At 75.8% G+C, this 18,662-nt stretch carries 9 protein-coding genes; 8 read left to right on the top strand and 1 reads right to left on the bottom strand.

The annotated features are described in order from the left end of the window. Nucleotides 1–428: 428 nt before the first annotated feature. The 7 genes from S1361_RS07280 (at nt 429) to S1361_RS07250 (ending at nt 17,174) form a co-directional block, all read left to right on the top strand. A complete protein-coding gene (locus S1361_RS07280; protein ID WP_208031023.1) occupies nt 429–7,313 on the top strand; it encodes a type I polyketide synthase in 6,885 nt (2,294 codons plus the stop codon). A gap of 1 nt (nt 7,314) precedes the next feature. Then, on the top strand, nt 7,315–12,585 hold the full coding sequence (locus tag S1361_RS07275) for a type I polyketide synthase (RefSeq protein ID WP_208031022.1): 5,271 nt from the start codon (nt 7,315–7,317) through the stop codon (nt 12,583–12,585). Beyond that, a complete protein-coding gene (locus tag S1361_RS07270) occupies nt 12,582–12,902 on the top strand; it encodes an acyl carrier protein (RefSeq protein WP_208031021.1) in 321 nt (106 codons plus the stop codon). The genes S1361_RS07275 and S1361_RS07270 overlap by 4 nt, the downstream gene beginning before the upstream one ends. A gap of 9 nt (nt 12,903–12,911) precedes the next feature. Then, complete coding sequence (locus S1361_RS07265; RefSeq protein WP_425087985.1) at nt 12,912–13,706, top strand: alpha/beta fold hydrolase; 795 nt, start codon at nt 12,912–12,914, stop codon at nt 13,704–13,706. Next, entirely contained in the window at nt 13,703–14,884 is a 1,182-nt protein-coding gene (locus S1361_RS07260; protein ID WP_208031019.1) for a glycosyltransferase, read from the top strand. Before S1361_RS07265 ends, S1361_RS07260 begins: the two co-directional genes overlap by 4 nt. 461 nt (nt 14,885–15,345) lie before the next feature. Continuing rightward, entirely contained in the window at nt 15,346–16,383 is a 1,038-nt protein-coding gene (locus S1361_RS07255) for a class I SAM-dependent methyltransferase (RefSeq protein WP_208036509.1), read from the top strand. Between the two features lie 146 nt (nt 16,384–16,529). Continuing rightward, complete coding sequence (locus tag S1361_RS07250; protein ID WP_208031018.1) at nt 16,530–17,174, top strand: DedA family protein; 645 nt, start codon at nt 16,530–16,532, stop codon at nt 17,172–17,174. Nucleotides 17,175–17,252: 78 nt separating this feature from the next. Here S1361_RS07250 and S1361_RS07245 read toward each other — a convergent pair whose 3' ends face one another. Beyond that, entirely contained in the window at nt 17,253–17,780 is a 528-nt protein-coding gene (locus S1361_RS07245; protein WP_208031017.1) for a gamma carbonic anhydrase family protein, read from the bottom strand. Between the two features lie 109 nt (nt 17,781–17,889). Between S1361_RS07245 and S1361_RS07240 the strand changes: the two genes are divergently transcribed. After that, nucleotides 17,890–18,654 carry an acyltransferase gene (locus S1361_RS07240; protein ID WP_208031016.1) on the top strand — a complete coding sequence of 255 codons (765 nt, stop codon included), beginning with the start codon at nt 17,890–17,892 and terminating at the stop codon, nt 18,652–18,654. Nucleotides 18,655–18,662: the final 8 nt, after the last annotated feature.

The following is an 18,662-nucleotide window of genomic DNA, read 5'->3' as shown; positions in this document are numbered from 1 at the left end:
AGGGGGGTGCTCGGCACGGGCCGCCCCCGCTCCTGTGGCACCCCCGTGCCCGCTGTCCGTTTCGCGTCGGCCCGGTTCGAGCCACCGGGCCGGCCTCTTCCGGAATTCGCAGAAGGCGGCCGGACGTACGGTCGCGTGGCGCGGCACGGGCGCGCCGTGACGCAGGCGAACGGTTTGCCGGGCTTGTGCCGGTGTCGCCTGGCCGACCGGACGGGCCCGCGCCCGCGCCCGTGAAAAGGAATCGCGGAATTTACTGCTGCTTGCGGGGAATTCGGCGCGCTGGCCGAATCGGCGCCCCCGTACACGGAAAGGCTGCGCCGTTATTGACCCGCGAGTAGGGCCTCGCTAGTTTCCGTTGCCCCCGCACCAGAGTGTCTCGCCGCGCATACCCCCCACCGTGCTGTCCCCGCCGATCGTGCCGGAGCATCATGACCTCCCCTGTGCGTGCCCACGACCTGATCCTGTGCCTCACCCCTTTCGGAGAACCCGACGCCGCTCTCGCCACTGCCGCCACCGCGGCCGGTGCGCTCGGCGTCCTGGACCTGGCCGCCGGCGACCGAAGGTCCCGCGAGCAGCTGTCCCGGCTGAGACGGGCCGCGCCGGGCCCCTTCGGCATACGGGTGACCGGGCGCTGCGCCCTCACCCCCGCCGACCTCGGCGAACCGGTCGACACGGTGGTCCTCACCGCGGACGCACCCTGGACGGCAGCTGAACTGCCCGGTGAGACCCGCGTGTTGGCGGAGGTCACCGGTCTCGGACAGGCCCGTGCGGCCGCCCGCGCGGGCGCCCGGGGACTGATCGCCCGGGGCTGCGAGAGCGGCGGCCGGGTCGGCGAGCTGAGCACCTTCGTCCTGCTGCAACAGCTGCTGGCGGACGAGGAGTCGACCGGCCTGCCCGTCTGGGCCTGTGGAGGCGTCGGCCCCCGCACGGCCGCGGCCGCCGTGGCCGGCGGCGCGGCCGGTGTCGTCCTGGACAGCCAACTGGCCCTGCTCCCCGAATCGGGACTGCCCGAGGCGGTCCGGGCGGTGCTGCGCTCCCTGGACGGCTCGGAGACCGTGCTGCTCGGCGGACACCGGGTACTGCGGCGCCGCGGCCCCGACGCGCCACAGCCGCCCGCCGGCGATCCCGAAGCGGTCGCCTCCCTGCTGGGCGCCCGCGAGTTGCGCGGCCGGCTGCTCCCGGTGGGCCAGGACGGCTTCCTCGCCGCCCGGTTCGCCGAAAGGTGGCGCGACGTGCGCGCGGTCGTGCGCGGACTGTCCGCGGCGATGCACGAGGTCATCGGTGCCGGGGCGGCACCGGCAGGTACGGCCCTGCGGCCGGGGTCGGCCATGAGCCGAGCGCTGGGCACCCGGCTGCCGGTCGCGCAGGGGCCCATGACACGGGTCAGCGACCAGGCCGGATTCGCCGCCGCCGTGGCCGAGGGAGGGGCGCTGCCCTTCCTCGCCCTCGCCCTGGCCGACGGCGCCCGGACCCGGGACCTGCTCACCGAGGCACGGGCCGTGCTCGACGGCCGGCCCTGGGGCGTCGGCGTGCTCGGCTTCGCACCCGAGGACATCCGCACCGCCCAGCTGGACGCCGTACGGGAGCTGCGGCCCACGCACGCGATCATCGCGGGCGGCCGGCCCGCCCAGGCCGAGGCGCTGGAACGGGCCGGGATCCGCACCTTCCTGCACGTGCCTTCGCCGGGATTGCTGCGCCAGTTCCTCGACGCGGGCGCCCGCAGGTTCGTGTTCGAGGGCTCCGAGTGCGGCGGGCACGTCGGACCCCGGGCCTCCTTCCCGCTCTGGGAGGCCCAGCTCGCCGTCCTGGAGGACTTCGTGGCGCAGTCCGGGGAGGAGGCGGCGCGGCGGCTGGAGCTGTTCTTCGCGGGCGGTGTCCACGACGCGCGGTCCGCGGCCATGGTCGCCGCGCTGGCCGCCCCGCTCACCGCCCGGGGCGCCGCCGTCGGCGTCCTCATGGGCACCGCCTACCTGTTCACCGCGGAGGCCGTCACCCACGGCGCCGTCCGGCCGCTCTTCCAGCGCCAGGTCCTCGCCGCCACCGGGACCGCTCTGCTGGAGACGGCGCCCGGGCACGCCACCCGTTGCGTGCCCAGCCCGTTCACCCGTGACTACCGCGACCGGGAGGCCGCGTTACGGGCACAGGGCCTGCCCGACCGCGAGGTGTGGGAACGGCTGGAGCGGCTGAACGTCGGCCGGCTGCGCCTCGCCAGCAAGGGCCTGACCCGCGCCGACGACGGCGCGTTGCAGGACGTCGACGACGAACGGCAGCTGAACGAGGGGCTGTTCATGGCGGGCCAGGTCGCCGTCCTGCGCTCGGCGCCCACCACCGTGGCGGCCCTCCACCACGCGGTGACCGACGGCGCGGCCGAGTTCCTCGCCGCACGGGCGGCCCAGGACACCGACGACACCCGGGTCACCAGGGTCACCCATGACGCCCAAGTCACCCATGACGTCCCCGCCGCGCAGGCCCGAGCCGCGCACCCCGGCCCCCGCGCCACCCCTGAACCCCCGCCGCCCCCACCGCTCGACATCGCGATCGTCGGCATGGCGTGCATGTTCCCGCAGGCCCCCGACCTCGCCACCTTCTGGGCGAACATCGTCACCGGACGCGACGCCGTCACCGAGGTCCCCCCCGACCGCTGGGACCCCGCCGTGCACCGCACCGCCGGCCACACGGCATCCACATGGGGCGGCTTCCTGCCACCCGTCCCCTTCGACCCGCTGCGCTACGGCATCCCGCCCGCCTCCCTCGGCAGCATCGAACCCGTGCAGCTGCTGTCCCTGGAGGCGGCCCGCAGGGCACTGGACGACGCCGGATACGGCGACGACGGACGGGACTTCGACCGTTCCCGCACCTCCGTCGTCTTCGGCGCCGAGGCCGGCAGCGACCTGTCCAACGCCGTCACCCTGCGCGCCGTCCTCCCGTCCTACTACGGCAAGGTCCCCGACGGACTCGACGAACAGCTGCCCCGCCTCACCGAGGACTCCTTCCCCGGCATGCTCGCCAACGTCATCTCCGGTCGGATCGCCAACCGCCTCGACCTCGGCGGCGCCAACTACACCGTCGACGCCGCCTGCGCCTCCTCCCTCGCCGCGCTGGACGTCGCCTGCAAGGAACTCGTCTGCGGCACCAGCGGCCTCGTCCTGTGCGGCGGGGCCGACCTGCACAACGGCATCAACGACTACGTCCTGTTCTCCTCCGTCCACGCACTCTCCCCGGCCGGCCGCTCGCGCGCCTTCGACGCCTCCGCAGACGGCATCGCCCTCGGCGAGGGCGTGGCCTGCGTGGTCCTCAAGCGGCTCGCCGACGCCGAACGCGACGGCGACCGTATCTACGGCGTCGTCAAGGGCCTCGGCTCCGCCAGCGACGGCCGCTCCCTCGGCCTGACCGCACCCCGCCCCGAAGGCCAGCGGGCCGCGCTGCAGCGGGCGTATCGCAACGCCGGTGTCCCGCCCGCCGCGGTCGGTCTGGTGGAGGCGCACGGCACCGGGACCGTCGTCGGTGACCGCACCGAACTCACCGTGCTCGGCGAGGTGTTCGCCGAGGCCGGTGCCGCGACCGGCGGCTGCGCGCTCGGCTCGGTCAAGTCGCAGATCGGGCACACCAAGTGCGCCGCCGGACTCGCCGGACTGATCAAGGCCACCCTGGCGCTGTACACCGGCGTCAAGCCGCCCACCCTGCACCTGGAGCGGCCCAACCCGGCCTGGGACGAGGCCGGCAGCCCGTTCGTCTTCCACGCCCGCGCCCGGCCCTGGGCGGCACCGCCCGCCGAACGCCTCGCCGGGGTCAGCGCGTTCGGCTTCGGCGGCACCAACTTCCACGCCGTAGTGGCGGCGTACGCGGACGCACCGCCGCCCCGGCAGGCCCTGGACGCCTGGCCCGCCGAACTGTTCCTCCTCCGCGGCCGGGACCCGGCGGCGGTCCGCCGGGACGCCGAGGAGCTCCTCCGGGCCGCCGAGGCCGACGGCAGCCCCTGGCGGCTGCGCGACCTGGCCCTCGCCGCGGCCCACCGCGCCGACACCTCCCACGAACCCGTCCAGGCGGCGTTCGTGGCCCGCGACACCGGGGAACTGGTCGCCCACCTGCGGCGCGTGCTGTCCGGGGAGCCGCACCCGGGCGCGGGGACACACCTCGCGGATCCGGCCGCCGGCCAGGTGGCCTTCCTCTTCCCCGGCCAGGGCAGCCAGCGCACCGGCATGCTCGCCGAACTGCTGATCGCCCTGCCCGAACTGCGGCACTACCTGCACCTCGGCCGCGCCCACGCCGACCGGATCTTCCCGCCGGCCGCCTTCGACGACACCGCCCGTGACCGGCAGCGGGCCGCGCTCACCGACACCCGGACGGCACAGCCCGCCCTCGGCATCACCGGCCTCGCCGCCCACGCCTTCCTCACCTCGGCCGGCGTCCACCCCGACCTCGCCGCCGGGCACAGCTACGGCGAACTGGCCGCCCTCGCCGCGGCCGGCGCCCTCGACCCGGAGACCCTGCTGGAGCTGAGCGCCGAGCGGGCCGGGGCGATCCTGGCGGCGGCCGGCGACGAGCCCGGCACCATGGCCGCCGTCGGCGCCCCCGCCGACACCGTCGTGCGCGTCCTGCGCACGGCCGGGGCACCCGAGTCGGTCGTCGTCGCCAACCTCAACTCGCCCGAGCAGACGGTGATCTCCGGACCGACACCGGATGTCGACACCGCCGTACAGGCGCTGCGTGCCGGCGGGCTCGGCGCCCGCCGCATCCCGGTGGCCTGCGCCTTCCACAGCCCGCTGGTGGCCGCCGCGGGGGAGAGGTTCGCCAAGGTCCTCGCGGACAAGCCGGTCCGCGCCCCCGAGTTCCCCGTCTGGGCCAACCGCACCGCCACCCCGTACCCGCCGGACCCCGACGCCGTGCGCGCCGGACTCGCCGCACAGATCGGCGCCCCGGTGGCCTTCGCCGCGCAGATCGAGGCGATGTACGAGGCAGGCGCGCGGATCTTCGTCGAAGCGGGCCCGGGCACGGTCCTCACCCGGCTCGTCGGCCAGATCCTCGGCGACCGCCCGCACCGCACGGTCGCCTGCGAGCCCCGGCCCGACAGCGGCCTGGCCGGCTGGCTCGACGCCCTCGCCCGGCTCGCCGTCGCCGGCCGGCCGGTACGCGCCGCCTGGCTCCTCCGGGGCCGTGACGCCGTCGACGCGCTGCGCACCCCGGCGCCGAAGCGGCCCGGCTGGACGGTCGACGGACACCTCGTGCGTACGGCCGACGGAGCCCTCCTGCCCGGTGCCCTCGCGCCGGCCCGACGCGTCCTGGAGACGACCGTGACGACCGACCAGCCGAACGGCGCCCCCGTCGACCGGGACGCCCTGATCTCCGAATTCCTGCGCACCAGCCGGGAGATGATCGCCGCCCAGCGGGACGTGCTGCTCACCTACTTCGGCGCCACGGCACCGGCGCCCGTCGTGCCGGTGGCGCCCGCGCCGGCCCCGGGGCCGGTGGAGACCGTGCGGCAGCCGCCCGTCCCTGCGCAGCCGGCCGATGACCGCGAGCCCGGTCCGCCGGACGACGTCGAACGGGTCGTCCGGGAGATCATCAGCGAACGCACCGGCTACCCCGTCGACATGATCGAACCCGATCTGGACCTGGAAGCCGACCTCAGCATCGACTCCATCAAGCGCGCCGAGATCGCGGGCGAACTCGCCCGGCGCCTGGGCATCGCGGGCGGCGCGGAACTCCTCGACGACACCGAACTGGAGGAACTGGCCAAGGCGCGCACAGCGGCGGCCGTGACGGCGTGGCTGACCGCACGGACGGGCGCGGCCACCGGGGGCGGCCAGGAGCCGGACGCCGCGACGGAGCCGGACACGGCCGTCGGTGTCGCCCCCCGGCGCTACGAGCTGCGGCCGGTCCCGCTGCCCGGCCCGGACCCCGCCGCCGACCTGTCCGGCAGGCGGTTCGTCCTCCTCGGCGGTGCCGAAGCCACGGCGGCCGAGGTCGCCGCGCGGCTCGCCGAGTCCGGCGCCGACACCGTGCTCCGCGAGCGCGACCACCTCCTCGGCGCCGCCGACGGCCCGGTCCACGGCGTCCTGTACCTGGGCGCGCTGCCCGGCCCGGACCACCCGGTGCTGCCGGACGCCTTCCCGGTACTCCGGGCGGCGCTGGCGTGCGCGCCCCGCGTGCTGCTGGCGGTACGCGCCGCCGACGGCGCCGGTGCGCTGCGGTCGGCGGGACTGGACGGCCTCGTCCGCAGCGTCGGCCGCGAGTATCCGGACCTGCTGGCACGGGTATGCGCGGTGGGCGACACCGGCCCGGCGGCCGTGGCCGACGCGGTGCTCGCCGAGCTGCGCGCCCCCGACCCGGCGCCCGTCGTACTGCGCACGGCCCCCGGACACCGCCGGGGGCTGGACCTGGTGCCCGCACCGCTCGGACCGCTCGGCAGCACCGGCGCCGGACCCGCCGGGGACGGCGCCGCCGAGGCCGCCGCGCTCGGGCTCGACCGGGACTCCGTGGTCCTGCTGGCCGGCGGGGCCCGGGGCATCACGGCGAGGTTCGCGGCCACCCTGGCCGCCGCCTGCCGGTGCCGGATCGAGCTGCTCGGCCGCACGCCCGCGCCGACCGCACCCGAGGCCCCGCACACCGCCGGGGCCCGCACCACCGTCGAGCTGCGGGCGGCGCTCGCCGCGGGCCCCGGCGCCCCGAGGCCCGACGAGATCAACCGGGCCGCCGAACTGATCCTCGCCCAGCGGGAGATCAGCAGCACACTCGCCGAACTCACCGCCCTCGGCAGCCCGGCCCGCTACCGTTCGGTGGACTTCCGCGAACGGGACGCCGTCCTGCAGGCCGTCAAGGAGATCCACGCCGAACACGGCCGGCTCGACGGTGCCGTCTTCGCCGCCGGCGTGATCGAGGACCGGCTGATCGCGGAGAAGACCCCCGAGTCCTTCCAGCGGGTCTACGGCACGAAGACGGCCGGGGCCGGCGCGCTGTTCGCCGCGCTGGACGAACTGCCCGCCGCACCGGCGTTCACCGTGCTGTTCGGCAGCATCGCCGCCGTCCTCGGCAACCGGGGGCAGGCCGACTACGCGGCCGCGAACGACGCCCTGGAGACGCTCGGCGCCGACTGGGCCGCCCGTACCGGCCGACGGGTCCTGACCGTCCACTGGGGACCCTGGGCGCCGGCCGCCGGCCACCCCGGCATGGTCGGCGCGGAACTCGGCCGCGCCTATGCCCGGCGCGGGGTCGCGCTGATCGACCCGGACGAGGGCACCGCGGCCCTGCTCCGCGAACTCGCCTGGGGCGACCCGGCGGCCCGCGCCGTCGTCTACACCGCGTCGGGCTGGTGACATGACGCCACCCCAGACACCCGTCGCCGTCGTCGGGATGGCGGTGCTGCTGCCCGGCGCCCGCGACCTGGACGCCTACTGGCGCAACCTGCGGGACGGCACCGACGCCATCACCGGCGTCCCCGCCGACCGCTGGGACGCCGACTACTACCATCCCGGCTCGGCCGCCGGACCCGCCGTCGCGGGCCGGGTGTACTGCCGGCGCGGCGGATTCGTGGCCGGCCCGCCCGAGGTCGAGGTCACCCGCTACGGCATCATGCCCGCCTCGGTCGCCGGCACCGAACCCGACCAGCTGATCGCCCTCGACGTGGCCGCCGCCGCGCTCGCCGACGCCGGCGGCACCGAACGGCTGCCCGACCGGCACCGGATCGGGGTCGTCCTGGGCCGTGGCGGCTATCTCACCCCCGGCCTCGCCCGGCTCGACCAGCGGGTGCGCACCGCCCACCAACTCACGCGTACGCTCGGTGAGTTGCTGCCCGACCTGGCACCCGGCCAACTCGACCGGATCCGGGACGCGTTCACCGAACGGCTCGGCCCCGACAGCCCCGACGCCGCGATCGGGCTGGTGCCCAACCTCGCCGCCTCGCGCATCGCCAACCGCCTCGACCTGCGCGGCCCCGCCTACACCGTCGACGCGGCCTGCGCCTCCTCCCTGGTCGCCGTCGACCAGGCGGTCACCGCGCTCAGCAGCGGCCGCTGCGACCTGATGCTGGCCGGGGGAGTGCACCACTGCCACGACATCACCCTGTGGAGCGTCTTCTCCCAGCTGCGGGCCCTGTCCCCGACGGAACGCATCCGTCCCTTCCACCGCGATGCCGACGGCATCCTCATCGGCGAGGGCACCGGTGTCGTCGTACTGAAACGGCTCGTCGACGCCGAACGCGACGGCGACCGGGTGTACGCCGTGATCCGGGGTACGGGCGTGGCCGGCGACGGCCGTACGGCGGGGCTCGTCACCCCCGACCCGGGCGGGCAGACCCGCGCCGTGCGCGAGGCCTGGCGGGCCGCCGGACTCGACCCCGCCGCACCGGACTCGATCGGCCTGCTGGAGGCGCACGGCACCGCCACGCCGGCCGGGGACACCGCCGAACTCACCACCCTCGCCGAGGTGTTCGGGCCGGGCACGAGCGGAGCCGGGGACGGGGGCCGGCCGGTGCTCGGCTCGGTGAAGTCGATGATCGGCCACACCATGCCCGCGGCGGGAGTGGCCGGCCTGGTCAAGGCCGCGCTCGCCCTCCACCACCGCACCCTCCTGCCCACCCTCCACTGCGACGACCCCCACCCCGCCCTCGCCACCACCCGCTTCCACACCCTGGAGCGGGCCCGGCCCTGGGAGACCGGCGCCTCCCAGCGGGTCCGCCGGGCCGCGGTGAACGCGTTCGGCTTCGGGGGGATCAACGCGCATGTCGTGCTGGAGGAGGCGACGGGCGGCCGCCACGGGCCCGTGCCGGGCGGGAGCGGCGGCCGGTTGCGGAGGAACGCGGCCCGCGCGGCCGGTGGCGGCGCGGGGCCTGCGGCCGGGGGTGGTGTGAGACCTGCGGCCGGGGGTGGTGTGAGACCTGCGGCCGGGCTTGGTGCAGGGCCGGTGGCCGGGGGCGGCGCGGGGCCGGTGGCCGGGGAGGGTGCGCAGACCGTTGCCGGAGGCGGTGCAAGGCTGTCGGCGGGGGCCGGTGAATCGCCTGCGCTCGAGGCCGGTGCAGCGCCCGTCACCGCGATCGGCGCGACACCACCCACGCCCTGGGCCGACCCGGCTCCTCTCACCCCGGCCCGGCGGCAGCCGGCCCGTGTCGGCGAGCCCGAGCGTGTTCTCCTGCTCTCCGCCGCTGACCTCGACGCTCTCGCCGCGCTGCTCGGTGCCGAAGACGCGGCCGTGCTCGACGCCGGGCTCGATCCCGCACGGACGCACGGCGACGCCGGTCCGGTCCGGCTCGGCGTCGTGGACCCGACCGCCAAACGGCTCGCCCTGGCACGGCGCGCGGTCGCCAAGGGCCGCGCCTGGCACGGCCGCGGCGACGTGTGGTTCCGGCCGGGACCGCTGCTCGGCCGTGCCGGCGGCAAGGTCGTGTTCGTCTTCCCGGGCCTGGAGGCCGACTTCACGCCCCGCACCGACGACATCGCCGCCCACTTCGGTCTCCCCCCGGTCGCCGGCGCGGGCCCGGACGTCCGGGTCGGCGACATCGGCCGGCACGGCTTCGGTGTCGTGGGCGTGGGCCGCCTGCTGGACCAGGCCCTGCGCCGCATGGGCGTCGTACCGGACGCGGTCGCCGGGCACAGCGTCGGCGAGTGGACGGCCATGGCAGCGGCCGGGATCTACTCGGCGGCTCAAGTGGACCAGTTCATGGCCGGGTTCGACCCCGACGCGGTCACCGTCCCCGGCCTCGCCTTCGCCGCCGTCGGCACCTCCGCGGACCACGTCCGCGCCGCGCTCGCAGGCACCTGGGCGGACTCCGGGATCGTGCTCTCCCACGACAACGCGCCCCGCCAGTCCATGGTCTGCGGCCCCGGCCAGGCGGTAGCGGACCTCGCGCGGGCGCTGCGCGCCGAGGGCGTGCTCTGCCAGGTGCTGCCGTTCCGGTCCGGCTTCCACACGCCGATGCTCGAACCGTACCTCGCGCCCATCAAGGAGGCCGCCGACCGCTTCCGGCTCCACCCGCCGACCGTGCCGGTGTGGTCGGGGACGACCGCGGCACCCTTCCCCCGGGACGAGCCGGCGGTCCGCGAACTGTTCGTACGGCACCTGCTGGAACCCGTCCGCTTCCGCGAGCTGACCGAGGCCCTGTACGCCGCCGGCCACCGCGTCTTCGTGCAGACCGGCCCCGGCCGGCTGCCCTCCCTGATCGGCGACACCCTCGGCGACCGCGATCACCTGGCCGTCGCCGCCAACTCGCCCCACCACAGCGGTCTGGCCCAACTCCGGTGCGTGGCCACCGCGTTGTGGACGGCCGGGGCGTCCGTGGCGCCGTACGCACCGCCCCGGACCCCGGCGGCCGGGCCGGCCGTCACCCGCCCGCCCGTCCGCCTCGACCTAGGCAGCGCCCTGGTCTCCCTGGACGGACCGACCCGCGAGGCCCTGCGCGCCCAGCTGCGCCCGACGCCGCGAACGGACGAGTCCGCGCGCCCCGCCCCCTCCGGCACGCCCGCCCTCGACGCCCTCGCCGTCCACCACCCGGCCGCCGCGGAACTCACCGCCCTCCTGCGCGACACCGCCACGACCGCGGCGGAACTGATCACCGCGAGCCACCGACCCGCGAGCCGCCCACCCACACCCGCCGGGCCCCGGGCTGCGACCAGCGCGCCCGTGCCCACCGGAGCCCCGGCGGCGACGAGCGCCTCTGTGCCCGCGGGAACCCGGGCTGCGACGAGCGCCTCCGCGCCCGCCGGAACCAGGGTGGCGACCAGCGCGCCCGTGCCCGCCGTAACCCGGGTGGCGACCAGCGCGCCCGTGCCCGCCGGAACCCGGGCTGCGACGAGCGCCTCCGCACCCGCCGGAGGCCCGGCCGGCGCCCCCACAGCCACCAAGCCCTCGACGACCACCACCGCCCCCACGGCCACCACGCCCCCGGCAACCCCCGGCACGCTCGCCCCCGCAACCCCGGCCCCCACCAGCGCCCCCACATCCCCCGCCACCACCACATCCCTCCACATCTCCCCGCACTCCATGCCCCACCTCCTCGACCACTGTTTCTTCCGGCAGCGCCCCGGCTGGCCGGACCTGGAGGACCGGTGGCCGGTCGTTCCGGCGACCACGATCGTGCGGCACATGATGGAGGCGGCGGAGGCGGCGGCTCCCGGCCTGCGCGCCGTCGCCGTGCACGGTGCCCGGTTCGACCGCTGGCTCACCGCCGTACCCCCCGTCGACGTCCCGGTCACCGTCGCACCGGACCCCGACCGCCCGGACGACCGGGTCACCGTCACCCTCGGCCCCACCGCCCGCGCCGTGGTCGAACTCGCCCCGCAGCACCCGGCACCGCCCCCGCCCGGCGCCCTCCCGGCCGGTCCCGAGCGCGTCCCCGACCACACCGCCGCCCAGCTCTACCGCGACCGCTGGATGTTCCACGGACCGCGGTTCCAGGGCCTGACCGAGCTGACCGCGCTCGGCGAGCGGCACATCCGCGGAGTGATCACCACGCCCGCGGCCCCCGGCGCCCTGCTCGACAACGTGGGCCAGCTGCTCGGCTACTGGATCATGGCGACCCGCACCGAGCGGACCGTCGTCTTCCCGGTGCAGCTGGGCCGGGCACGGTTCCACGGACCGCACCCGGAACCCGGCACCGAGGTGCACTGCCTGCTGCGGATCACCTCCCTCACGGACACCGTGCTGGAGGCGGACGCGGAGCTGACCGTCGGCGGCCGGGTCTGGGCCCGGCTGACCGGCTGGCAGGACCGCCGCTTCGACAACGACCCCACGACCCGGCCCGTCGAACGCTTCCCCGAGCGCCACACCCTCTCCACGGCCATGCCCGGCGGCTGGGCGCTGGTGCACGAGCGGTGGCCGGACCTCGCCTCCCGCGAGCTGATCATGCGGAACTCGCTGGGCGGCGCGGAGCGTGCCGAGTACGCCGAGCGCCCACCGCGCGGGCGCCGGCAGTGGCTGCTCGGCCGCATCGCGGTCAAGGACGCCGTACGGCACCTGCTGTGGCAGCAGGGCGAGGGGCCGGTCTTCCCGGCGGAGCTGCGGGTCGGCAACGACGAACTCGGCCGCCCGTACGTGACCGGCGTGCACGGCCGCGAGCTGCCCCCGCTGGACGTCTCGCTCGCCCACCGGGCCGAGGCCGCCGTGGCGATCGTACGGCCGTACCGCCCGCAGCCCGGCCCCGGTATCGACATCGAGGAGGTCGCCGACCGCGACCCGGCGACCCTCACCACCGCGCTCGGCCCGGCCGAACTGCGGCTCCTGCGCGCCCGGTGCGCGGACGGCGGTGACGCGCAGGCCGTGTGGTTCACCCGGTTCTGGGCCGCCAAGGAGGCGGTCGCCAAGGCCGAGGGCGTCGGATTCGGCGGCCGCCCCCGGGACTTCGCCGTGCTGGAGACCGCCCCGGACGGCAGTCGGCTCCTCGTCTCCGGCCGCCTGGAACGCGCCTACACCGTGCACTGCGCCCCGGCGGCCAACCCGCCGGCCCTGCCCCGGCGCACCTACGTGGTGGCCTGGACGGCCGGACCCGGAGCCGACGACGGCCCACCCGGCCGGCCGGACGCCGGACCCCCCGACGCACAAGCGGACGCACAAGCCGACGCACCCGCCGCCCCAGCAGCCGAGGAGTACCCCCGATGAACCCCACCCAGCCGGCCCCGGCGCAGCCCACCGCCGACACCGTGCTCGCCGACGTCACCGGCATGCTCCGTACGGTCCTGGCGGAGTACGGCGACGACGACGTGGCGATCGGCATGTCCACCACCTTCAACCGCGACCTGGAACTGGAGAGCATCGACCTCGTCACCCTGGCCGGCCTGCTGGAGGAGCGGTACGGGCAGCGGGTCAACCTCGCCGAGTTCCTGGCCGGCATGGAGTTCGACGAGATCATCGAGCTGAGCGTCGGCCGGCTCGTGGAGTACGTGGTGGGGAGCCTGAACGCCACCCGGGCGGGCTGAGCCGTGGCGATGGTCGACGCCGGCGGCATCCGGCTGCACGTCCAGCGGACCGGTCCCACGGACGGCCGCACCCCGCACCCCACCGTCGTCCTGCTGCACGGACTGCTCACCGACAGCCTGGCCAGCTACTACTTCACCGTGGCACCCGCGTTCGCGGCGGCCGGACTGGACGTCGTCATGTACGACCTGCGCGGGCACGGCCGCAGCGAGCGGCCTCCGCACGGCTACACCCTCGACCACAACATCGACGACCTGGAGGCGCTCCTCGGCCGGCTGGCCGTCACCGGGCCCGTGCACCTCGTCGGCAACTCCTACGGCGGCACCATCGCCTTCGGGTACGCGGCCCGCCACCCCGGCCGCGTGGCCAGTCTGACCCTGATCGAGTCCGAGCCGGCGACGGCCGCCTGGGCCGCGAAACTCGGCGGCATCCTGCACCGGGTGGTGACCGAACTCGCGCACAACGAGCCCGACGCGATCGCCTGGATCACCGCCCACCGCGGCCACAACACCGCCCGCCTCGCCAAGGGCGCGGCCCGGCTCGCCCGCGAGACCACCCTCGGCCGGGACATCCCCGCCAGCCGGGTGCTCACCGAGACCGAGATCAGGGCCGTACGCTGCCCGGTCCTCGGGGTGTACGGCGGCGCCTCGGACCTGGCGGAGCTGGTGCCGGTGCAGCGGCGGCTGCTGACGGACTTCCGGGCGGTCGTGCTGCCCGGGCACGAGCACTCGGTCCTGGTCGAGGCGCCCGGCACCGTCGGCGCGCACATCCTCGACCTGGTCTCGGCGGGGGCGGGCGTCCGGTGAGCGGGTTCCTCTTCGTCGTACCGCCGCTGACCGGGCACATCAACCCCGCCGTCGGTGTCGCCGCCCGGCTCGGCGCGCACGGCCACCGGGTGGCCTGGGCGTGTGCCGACCCGGCGCTGGTGCGGCGGCTCGCGGGTGCGGACGCCGTGGTGTTCGGGTGCGCGGGACCGGTGCCGGGCGAGGCGGGCGCCGCACGGCCGCCGGACCTGCGGGGCGCGGAGGCGCTGCGGTTCCTGTGGGAGTGGTACCTGCTGCCGCTCGCCGACGCGATGGCACCGGGGGTCCGCGCGGCCGCCGCCGGGTTCCGTCCCGACGTGGTCGTCGCCGACCAGCAGGCCTTCGCCGGCGCCCTGGTGGCCGAGCGGCTCGGACTGCCCTGGGCCACCTCGGCGACGACGTCCGCGGAGTTCAGCGGTGCCTACGACGGCCTGCCCAAGGTCGCCGACTGGCTCCGCCGGCGCCTGGCCGAGCTGCGCGCCCGCATCGGGGACCCCGCCGGCACCGCCGACCCGCGCTCCTCGCCCCACCTGCTGCTGGTGTTCAGCACCCCCGAACTCATCGGTCCGCAGGCGCCGTCGGCCCCGCACATCCACTACGTCGGCCCCTCGCTCGCCGGCCGCCCGACCGGACCGGACTTCCCCTGGGAGCGGCTGGACCACGGCCGGGCCAAGGTCCTGGTGAGCCTCGGCACGGCCAACGCCGACGCCGGCGGCCGCTTCCTCGCCGCGTGCGTGGACGCGCTGCGGGACCGCGCCGACCGGATCCAGGCGGTGGTCGCCGACCCGGGCGGCGTGCTGCCCGTCGCGCCGGACGACAAGGACGTCCTGACCCTGCCGTCCGTGCCCCAGCTGCCGTTGCTGGAACGGATGGACGCCGTCGTCTGTCACGCGGGCCACAACACCGTCTGTGAGGCCCTGTGGCACGGGGTCCCGCTGGTCGTCGCGCCCATCCGGGACGACCAGCCGGTGGTGGCGGGGCAGGTCGTGGACTCCGGCGCGGGCGTCCGAGTCCGGTTCGGCCGGGTCACCGCGGTCCGGCTGGGCGAGGCCCTCGACACCGTCCTGCACACCCCCGCCCACCGGGCCGCCGCCGCCCGGATCAGCGCCGCGTTCCGCGCGGCCGGCGGCGCACCGACCGCGGTGGCCCACCTCGAACGACTGGCAGCGGAGAGCCGATGACCGACCCCCGAGACACCGACGACCGACAGCCCGCCGCCGGGGACACCGACGACCGACAGCCCGCCGCCGGGGACTTCGGCGGCCGGGAGACGGGTGCCGGGGACTTCGGCGGCCGGGAGACGGGTGCCGGAGACGTCGGCGGCCGGGAGACGGGTGCCGGAGACGTCGGCGGCCGGGAGACCGGTGCCGGGGACTTCGGCGACCGACAGCCCGCCGCCGGAGACTTAGGCGGCCGGGAGACCGACGCCGTAAACGCCGACTTCCGTGACATCGATGCCGGAAGGGCTCGCGTCCGGCACGTGGGCGGTCGAGAGACGGGCGCCCGGCACGTCGGCGCCTGGGAGACCGGCGCCGAAGACGCCGGCGGCCGAGAGACCGGCGGCCGAGAGACCGGCGGCCGGGACAGTGATGCCCGGGAGGCCGGCGCCGGCCGGCAGCGGTCCGGTGACAGGACAGCGCGTATCGCCGCGCTGCGGCCCGCCTACCTGGCCGACCTCGACGCCGGCACCGACCGCTTCCTCGGTCCCCGGCGCACCACCTGCCCCTGGTGCGCCTCGGGCCGGCTCACGCCCCGCCTGCGCACCACCGACCTGCTCCAGCACAAACCCGGCCGGTTCGCCCTGGACCGCTGCGCCGACTGCGGCCACGTCTTCCAGAACCCCCCGCTGACCGCGGAAGGCCTGGAGTTCTACTACCGCGACTTCTACGACGGCCTCGGCGAGCAGCGGATGAACGGCACCTTCGGCGGGCGTACGGCGATGTACCGGGGCCGCGCCGAGGCGATGCTGCCGCACGATCCCGCGCCGAAGACCTGGCTGGACGTCGGCACCGGCCACGGCCACTTCTGCGCGACCGCCCGCACCGTCCTGCCCGGCACGGTCTTCGACGGCCTCGACTTCACCGACGGCGTCGAACTGGCCGCCCGCGAGGGCCGGGTGGACCACGCCTACCGCGGTGCCTTCCCCGACCTGGCCCCCGACCTCGCCGCCCGCTACGACGTGGTGAGCATGTTCCACTACCTGGAGCACAGCACCGACCCCGACCGCGAACTACGCGCCGCCCACGTGGCCGTACGCCCCGGCGGTCACCTCCTGATCGAGGTACCGGATCCGGAGAGCCGCTACGCCCGGCTCCTCGGCCGCTGGTGGCTGCCCTGGCTCCAGCCGCAGCACCTGCACCTCATGCCGGTCGCCAACCTGCGCCGCCGGCTCGCCGGCCTCGGGTTCACGGTGGTGGCGGAACAGCACGCGGAGGCGCACGACCCGGTCGACCTGCTCGCCGCCGTCTGGCTCGCGCTCGACCACACCGCTCCGCGCGAGGACGCGCCCTGGCTTCCGGCACGCCCCGGCCTCCTTCGCCGGGCCGCACGCACCGCCCTCCTCCTGGCAGGCGTCCCGGCGCTGCTCACCGCCACCCTCGTCGACCGATTCGCGGTACGACCGCTGTCCCACCGCCTCGGCCTGTCCAACGCGTACCGCTTGGTCGCACGCAAGGAGTGATACCTCCGCCACGGCTGGTGAGGCGATGGCCGCAGGCGTGCGCGGCGGGTGTTCGGCGCCGACCAGGTAGCCTTTCTTGGGGCGCGCTTTACACGCGGCGGCCCGGCAGGCCGCAGGGCACGACAGCGACAGGGGAGGAACCGGCGGTGCACGTCCAGGAATGGCTCGACTCGGTACCGGCGGCTTCCGTCTACGCCGTGGTGGCCCTGGTGATCGGTCTGGAGAGCCTGGGCATCCCGCTGCCGGGCGAGATCGTCCTGGTCTCCGCGGCGCTGATGTCCTCCCAGCACACGGGTGTCAACCCGGTCGTCCTCGGCCTCTGCGCGACCGCCGGTGCGGTGATCGGCGACTCCATCGGCTACGCCATCGGCCGCAAGGGCGGACGCCCGCTGCTGGCCTGGCTCGGCGGAAAGTTCCCGCGCCACTTCAGCGAGGGCCATGTGGCCACCGCCGAGCGCTCCTTCGAGAAGTGGGGCATGTGGGCGGTCTTCTTCGGCCGCTTCGTCGCCCTCCTGCGCATCTTCGCCGGGCCCCTGGCGGGCGTCCTGCACATGCCGTACTGGAAGTTCCTGATCGCCAACGTCCTCGGCGGCATCTGCTGGGCCGGCGGCACCACGGCCGTCATCTACTACGTCGGCGTCGTCGCCGAGGACTGGCTGAAGCGCTTCTCGTACGTGGGCCTGGCGGTCGCGGTCCTGATCGGCGTGGCCTCGATGCTGATCCTCAAGCGCAAGGCGAAGAAGGCCCAGCCGGACCAGCGGGAAGCGGAACCGGTGAACGCCGGGGAGTGACGGCGCCCCACCAGCGGCGCCGTACCGGCAGCCGACTCCGCCGGGTGGCCCCGACGAGCGCGCACCCGCCGGTGAGCCCTACTCGTGCACCCCGCGATGTGCCTTCGCCAGCTCGGCGTACAGCGTGCCGTTGAGGGTCACCCCTTCCCGCTCCTCCTCGGACAGGGGCCTCTTCACCTTCGCCGGCACCCCCGCCACCAACGACCCCGGCGGTACGACCATCCCCTGCGGCACCAGCGCCTGGGCCGCGACCAGCGACCCGGCGCCGATCACCGCCCCGTTCAGCACGGTCGCCCCCATCCCGATGAGGCAGTCGTCCTCGACGGTCGCCCCGTGCACCACCGCGTTGTGCCCGACGGACACCCGCTCCCCGACGGTGACCGGAAACCCGGGGTCGGCGTGCAGGGTGACGTTGTCCTGCAGATTGGCCTGTGCGCCCACGGTGATCCTCTCGACGTCCCCGCGCACGACCGCCCCGTACCAGACACTGGCCCCCGCGTGCAGCGTGACGTCCCCGATCACGGACGCCGTAGGCGCCACGAACGCCTCCGGGTCGAGCCGCGGCTCCTTGCCCCCGATACCCACGATCAGCGCCTTCTGCGTCATCACCGTCTCCTCGTGTCGGCCGTACCCGGCACGGTACGACACCGGGTGGGGCAAAGATCACAGCAGCCCGCCCTCTGCGCCGGAGGCGACCGGTGAGTAACGTGAGCCCGTGCCGAAGCGCAAGAACACGTTCTCATCGTGGCGACAGGGCCTGGCCCAACGAGCCGTACACGCTGCCTGGTCCTGGGTCCAGCGCAACGGGTCCGTCACGGCCGAGCACCCGGCGGGCCTCCGTTTCGGCGCGATCGGCGCGGCCACCCGGCTGGCCTTCCCGCTCGGCACCGTCTTCGGCGAACCCTGGATCCGGCTCGGCTCCCACTGCATCATCGCCGAGCAGGTCACCCTCACCGCCGGCCTGATGCCCGGCCTGGACCTCGGTCCGGACCCGATCCTGCGCATCGGCGACGGCGTGGTTCTCGGCCGCGGCAGCCACGTCATCGCGGACACGACGGTCACCATCGGCAGAGACTGCTACTTCGGCCCGTACGTCTACGTCACCTCCACCAACCACTCCTACGACGACCCGCACGAGCCCATCGGCAGGCAGTGGCCGCGGATGGAGCCGGTCGAGATCGGCCCGGGCTGCTGGATCGGCACCGGCGCGGTGATCCTGCCGGGCGCGCGGATCGGCCGGAACGTGGTCGTGGCGGCCGGCGCGGTGGTCCGGGGCACCGTGCCCGACCACGCGGTGGTGGCGGGCGCGCCCGCACGGGTCGTACGGCGCTGGACCACCGAGGACGGCTGGCAGCCGCCGCTGCGCACGCCCGCCCCGGTGCCGATCCCGGACGGTACGACACCCGAGCAGCTGCGGGCGCTGGCCGACCTGGACGAGGCGGCGGTGGCGCGGCTGGCCGCGCTGGAGCCCGAGGGCTGACGCGGGCC

The organism is Streptomyces cyanogenus, assembly GCF_017526105.1.
GTDB lineage: Bacteria > Actinomycetota > Actinomycetes > Streptomycetales > Streptomycetaceae > Streptomyces > Streptomyces cyanogenus.
This window is presented reverse-complemented; position numbering and strand designations above follow the sequence as displayed.